The organism is Ilyobacter sp., assembly GCF_041583315.1.
In the GTDB taxonomy this organism is placed as follows: domain Bacteria; phylum Fusobacteriota; class Fusobacteriia; order Fusobacteriales; family Fusobacteriaceae; genus Ilyobacter.
In genome coordinates this window covers 1-3,629 of sequence record NZ_JBFHGC010000302.1, presented here as the reverse complement: position 1 = coordinate 3,629, position 3,629 = coordinate 1, and the positions used below count along the sequence as shown (strand labels likewise).

Sequence of the window (3,629 nt, the reverse complement as noted above, 5' to 3'; positions counted from 1 at the left end):
GGTCGGGTAGTCTACGGAATGAGAAGTTTGGTTTCAGAAGCTGATCTGACTATTATGAGTGGCGAAACTGAGAGCATATATTTAGATTCAGAGAGGACGGCCTGGGGTTACGGAGGTCAGTTTGGACTGAACTACAGGGCTACGGAAAGACTCAATATAGGAATGAGATATGATACCAGAGTAATTCTGGAGTTTGAAGCAGATGCCGATGAAAAATATGTAAATAGTCTTTTGGGAGGGACTTTTGATTTATTACTTGGAAACGGAGATGGATACTTCGGAGTATCGGATTTTTATTCTGAGTACGCCGACGGGGAAAAATCAAGGAGAGACCTTCCGGCTGTGGCTGCTATAGGGGCTTCATATAAGGTTAATGATGTATGGATTGTATATGCCGGAGGAAATTATTATTTCAACAAAGATGCCGACATGGACAGGGAATCAGATGAAGCCAACAGTAATTATGATAATGGATGGGAACTTGCAGCAGGTTCTGAATACTGGATGAATGATAAATGGGCCTGGTTAGTAGGGGTAAACTACGCTTATACAGGTGCTCCTGAAGAAACCTATGATGATGTGGAATATGCCCTAAACTCTCTAATGATAGGGACAGGTTTGAAGTATAGACATTCAGAGACAACTGAATGGATTTTTTCTGTAGCTAATTACTGGTATGAAGAAAATGAAGGTATTTATGCTTCTGAATATGGCGGAGAAGTAGAAAATCAGAAATATGATAAATCAATTTTATCAGTTGGTGTGGGAGTTACAAAAAAATTCTAAAAAAAAGGAGCTATGCTCCTTTTTTTTAATTCTTTATTATACAAGATAAGATGAATAATGCTATTCTTCTCAGAAGTATTTTCATTATAAATTGATATCTTATAAAATAAAGCTAGATTTTTATCAACTGTTTTTTGAACTTAATTAAAAAAAATATTTAAAAACTTTCTAAAGATGAACGTAATTATACTTGAAAATTAAGAATTTAAGTGTTATATTATAGGTGTAATTTTATTTTTGGGAGGTTGGAATGCCAAAAAAAGCAATTTTTACCAAAGATCATATATTAAACAAGGCCTTTGAAATGCTTGAAAAAAAAGGACTCGAAGAAATAACAGCCAGAAATCTGGCAAAAGCTTTAAAATCCTCACCGGCACCAATATATGGATTTTTCAAATCCATGGATGATTTGAAAAAAGAGCTCATAGAAAGATCTAAGGGCGTTTTTATGGAATATGTGAAAAATCAAAAGACAGAGCTTCCTTTTCTGAATATAGGTATGGGAATAGTTACCTTTGCAAGGGAAGAAAAACAACTCTTCATGTCTATATTTCTGAGGGAAAAATCCTACCAGGGTCTCATAAAGGAATTTAAAGAACTCATAGAGATGGAGATCTTGGCTGATGACAGGTTTATGGGGCTTCCGGAAGAGATAAAAGAAACCTTATTTTTAGACTGCTGGACTTATGCACACGGTATGGCTACTCTCACATGTACAGGATATTTTGAAAATCCTTCTGATGAGTTTATAAAAGAGAGACTTATGCAAAGTGCAGGAGGCATGATATATAAGAGGCTGGAAGAAGCTTCAGAAGTGGAAAAGTTTTTTAAGAACCAGGAATAATCTGGTTCTTTTTTTTATCCCTGGATATTCAGATAAAAAAGGGCCTTTTGAAAGACCCTTTGGTAAGTATTTTTATCAAAAAAATGCAATAATATCCTTAGTTGAAAAAATCTCACTGTAATTTTTAAGGTTGTTAAATATTTCTATTCTCTCCTTGTAGGGGAGTTTTTTTGTATAGAATATTTTTTTTATATCATAAAGTTTTACCAGCTGATGTTCAGGCAGAATTTTTATATTCTGAGGGACAGAATAATTATCTTTTATTTTATTAAATCCATCTAAAGATATATCAGTCTGAGAAATTACCAGTATATTTTCCTGAAGATCCATGATTTCATCTCCAGGCTGTACACTGATAAATATATAGTAGTCGTATCCCCCTATATATTTATCAGAGACCTGGGCATAGTTTTTTAGTTTTTCTGGGATGTGTCCTTCTGTGACAATGAGAGTACTTTTACTAACCAGGGAGTTGTAGATACTTATAGTTTCTATCACAGCCCCTATACCCCTCCCTGGATCTGTTATTGCCAGGGTTTTCCTCTCCTCCTTGAAAACAGAAGAGAGTATTTGCTTCTGTATGGAGTTGTAGTTCAGATCACCTAGGATAAAATTTTTGATCTCTCTGAATATCTCGTGTTTTTTATAGGCCAGAGTTGAAAAGGAGTAATCTCTTTCTATGGTGAGATGTATATTATAGTTTTCCGTCTTTTTAATGACCTCTTTGATCTCGGTTTTAAAATTGAAATTGTAGGAATATTTCAGTCTTTTTAAGACAGCGGCAGTCTGATAGTCTATGAATCCGGCCACTTTTCTCTCCTGTATGAGCTCTACACCGTCAGAAAAACTAAGATATACCTCCTTGTCCGAGGGTTCCCTCCTGCTGTAGATCACAGCCTCCATGGGAAATACAGTGTCATAGACCTCTATACTTTCCTTTAGGTAGTTTCTTTCATGTTGTGAGGGATTCAGATCCTCTATATATATTTTGTTCATATATCTGTCCTTAAATATCTCCTGTTTCAACTTAAATGCCACGTCAATCTCCCTCATGTGGGCGATCTCCTGGAAATTATGTCCGCTGCTGAACCAGACGCAGTTTTTGACCTCATTTCCGTCTTTTAAAATTGTAAACATCATGTGGGTTTTGTCCTTGCCTATCATTCTCAGGTCTTTGAATAGGCAGTTGCTTATGGAAAATACAGGAGTGGGATTCCCGTAACCAAAGGGTTCCAAAAGACTTAGTTTGTCTAAAAATTCATAGGAGATCTTGTGGAAAAGGATCTCTTTTTCTATTTTTACCGGTTTCTGAAAATCCCCTTCATCAAGGATAGAACCTGCATAACTGTTTATCCTCTCGCTGAACTCCTCTATCCTGTCTGCAGATATGGAAAATCCAGCTGCTCCGTCATGACCTCCGTATTTTATAAAAATATCAGACATGCTGTTTAGTGCGTCGATCATACTGAAATTGTCGATGCTTCTGCATGAGGCCACAGCTATGTTTCCCTCTTCTTTTATCTCCATTATTATGGTGGGTTTGTAGTATTTGTCCACGATCTTAGATGCCACTATTCCGATTACCCCGTGATGAAAATTATTGTCAGCAACAACAATTACATTTTTGAGATCCAGGGAATTTTTTTCTATACTTTTCTCCACAAGATCCAAAATCTCACTCTGAATCTCCTTTCTTTCGTTGTTTTTTCCCATGAGGTTCTGGGATATTTCCCGGGATTCCTTTTTAGAGTCAGAAACAAAGAGCTCCACTCCTGTTTTGGCATCTTCAAGTCTTCCTGCAGCATTAAAAACAGGAGCTATGACAAAGCCCACATCATAGGTATTGAAGATTTTTGTATCATATTCAGGATAAAGAAAACCGAGGAGAGTCCTAAGTCCCGTATGTTTTGTGCTTTCCAGGAGCTTTAATCCGAATTTTGAAAAGATCCTGTTTTCCTCTACCAGGGGAACAATATCGGCAATGGTACCGATGGCAACG

The 3,629-nt window shown here is 36.6% G+C and carries 3 protein-coding genes; 2 read left to right on the top strand and 1 reads right to left on the bottom strand.

The window, feature by feature from the left end; genetic code table 11:
• On the top strand, positions 1 to 786 hold a 786-nt coding region (locus tag ABZA26_RS10285), incomplete at its 5' end, for an OmpP1/FadL family transporter (RefSeq protein WP_372714436.1).
• 250 nt (positions 787 to 1,036) lie between these two features.
• Positions 1,037 to 1,630 carry a TetR/AcrR family transcriptional regulator gene (locus ABZA26_RS10280; protein ID WP_372714435.1) on the top strand — a complete coding sequence of 198 codons (594 nt, stop codon included), beginning with the start codon at positions 1,037 to 1,039 and terminating at the stop codon, positions 1,628 to 1,630.
• A gap of 75 nt (positions 1,631 to 1,705) precedes the next feature.
• Here ABZA26_RS10280 and ABZA26_RS10275 read toward each other — a convergent pair.
• Positions 1,706 to 3,629: DHH family phosphoesterase (locus tag ABZA26_RS10275; protein WP_372714434.1), on the bottom strand; the 1,924-nt coding region annotated here is incomplete at its 5' end.

Coding starts and splice junctions, on each gene's coding strand:
- ABZA26_RS10280 (WP_372714435.1), top strand. CDS start 1,037: ATGCCAAAAAAAGCAATTTTTACCAAAGATCATATATTAAACAAGGCC.